The organism is Kineococcus gypseus, from assembly GCF_050871305.1.
In the GTDB taxonomy this organism is placed as follows: Bacteria; Actinomycetota; Actinomycetes; order Actinomycetales; family Kineococcaceae; genus Kineococcus; species Kineococcus gypseus.
On record NZ_JBJLRD010000110.1, the window covers coordinates 1 to 1,856 of the forward strand.

Consider the following 1,856-nt stretch of genomic DNA (forward strand, 5'->3'; position numbering starts at 1 on the left):
CCCCCCCCCCCCCCCCCCCCCCCCCCCCCCCCCCCCCCCCCCCCCCCCCCCCCCCCCCCCCCCCCCCCCCCCCCCCCCCCCCCCCCCCCCCCCCCCCCCCCCCCCCCCCCCCCCCCCCCCCCCCGGCTGTCGGTGACCGGCTGGGTGGAGCCCCTCGACCCCGCCGGCCAGCGGGCGCTGGCGCAGGCGGCGGCCGCGGTGCACCCCCTGGGCGCCCTGCTGGACGTGGGCACCACCCGGGCGCTGTGGCGCCTGGAGGTGGCCGAGGTGCGCGTGACCACCGCCGCGGGCGTGCACCTGCTGGAGGACGAGGCGGTGGCCGCGGCCGAGCCGGACCCCTTCTACGCCGACGAGGGCGAGGCGGTCGCCCACCTGGAGAGCGCCCACCGCGACGCGCTGGTGGCGTGGGTGCTGCGCCGGCTGACCCCGGCGGAGGCGGTGCGCACCCGCGAGGTCGCCGTCGTGGGGCTGGACCGCTACGGCCTGGACGTGCTGGTCACGGTCGGCTCGGGCACCCGCGTGCTGCGGGCGCCGTTCGCCCGCCCGGCCGCCGGGCCGCACGAGCTGCGCCCGGCGCTGTGCTCGGCGCTGGGCTGCCCCTGCGGGGGCCTGGACGGCTGAGGCGGACCCCCGGCGCCGGCCGGGCGCGCGCCGGGCGCCGGCTCAGCGGCCGCTCAGCACCATCAGCGGCCGCTCAGCACCATCAGCGGCCGCTCAGTACCAGTTGACGGCCTTCGAGTGCGACCACGCCGCGCACGGCGTGCCGTAGCTGCGGTCGATGTAGTCCAGGCCCCAGGTGATCTGGGTGACCGGGTTGGTCTCCCAGTCGGCGCCGGCGGTGGCCATCTTCGAGCCGGGCAGGGATTGCGGGATGCCGTAGGCGCTGGAGGTGGGGTTGTCGGCGTCCCACTGCCAGCCGCTCTCCTTGGTCCACAGCGAGTCCAGGCAGGAGAACTGCTCCTCGCCCCAGCCGCGCTCGGCGGCCATCGCGCGGGCGATCGGGCGCGGGTCGCGCTGGGCGCTGCGGGTGGCCTCGGCCGCGGCCGCGGCGCGCGCCTCCTCGGCCAGGCGGGCGGCCTCGGCGGCCAGGCGCGCCTCCTCGGCCAGGCGGGCCTCCTCGGCGGCGCGGCGCTCGGCCTCGACGCGCGCGTCGGCGGCGGCGCGCTCCTCGCGGGCGGAGAACCAGGCGGCGGAGCGGGCCACCCGCAGCTCGGCGGCGGCGGCCGCGACGAGGTGGTCGGGCACGGCGGCCTCGGCCTCGGGGGCGGGCCCGCCGGTCAGGGCCACGGCGCCGAGGACGGCGGCGCTGACGGCGACGACGCCGGTGGCCGCCCAGGAGCGGCGGCGCGGGCGGCCCGCGCGGTGCCGGGCCTCGCGCCAGGCCTCGTGCTGGGAGTCGTGCTGGGGGTCGTGCTGGAGCTGCGGGGTGGTCGGCAAACCGGGCCTTCCCTCGTTCGCCGGCCCACGCCCGGTCGAGTGCGTCCACCCCGCCGGCGGGCCGCCGCCGCCCCGTGCGGGGTGGCGGCCGTGGGGCCCGGGTGGCGGCACGGGCCGCCGCCCAGCGGCCGGCCCTCGCCCGGCGCAGCGGCCGGCGCGTGGCGCCGGCCGACAGCGGCGGGGTGCTGTCGGTGCCGAACGGTGCCCCGCGCCGCACGCCGCGAGCAAACTCCAGAGGGCAACTTCGTCACGCTGAGGTAACAATCGCATGACGATGCGTCGATTTTCATGAGGTATCTCACACGTCCACCCCTCCGTCGAGGGTCACCGGACGCGTTTGGGGGGGGGGGGGGGGGGGGGGGGGGGGGGGGGCGGGGGGGCGGGGGGGGGGGGCCGGCGGAGAGCCCGGCGACGCAGAC

Annotated in this window: 2 protein-coding genes; one reads left to right on the top strand and one right to left on the bottom strand. The window is 80.9% G+C overall.

The features are described from left to right. Window positions 1–144 precede the first annotated feature (144 nt). Window positions 145–621, top strand: coding sequence for a DUF2470 domain-containing protein (locus tag ACRYMN_RS20795; RefSeq protein WP_432499327.1), 477 nt, complete (start codon window positions 145–147; stop codon window positions 619–621). Between the two features lie 93 nt (window positions 622–714). On the opposite strand, the gene ACRYMN_RS20800 is transcribed toward ACRYMN_RS20795, so the two are convergent. Further along, window positions 715–1,437 (bottom strand): aggregation-promoting factor C-terminal-like domain-containing protein, encoded by a 723-nt coding sequence (locus ACRYMN_RS20800; RefSeq protein ID WP_432499328.1) that lies wholly within the window; start codon window positions 1,435–1,437, stop codon window positions 715–717. Between the last annotated feature and the right edge of the window lie 419 nt (window positions 1,438–1,856).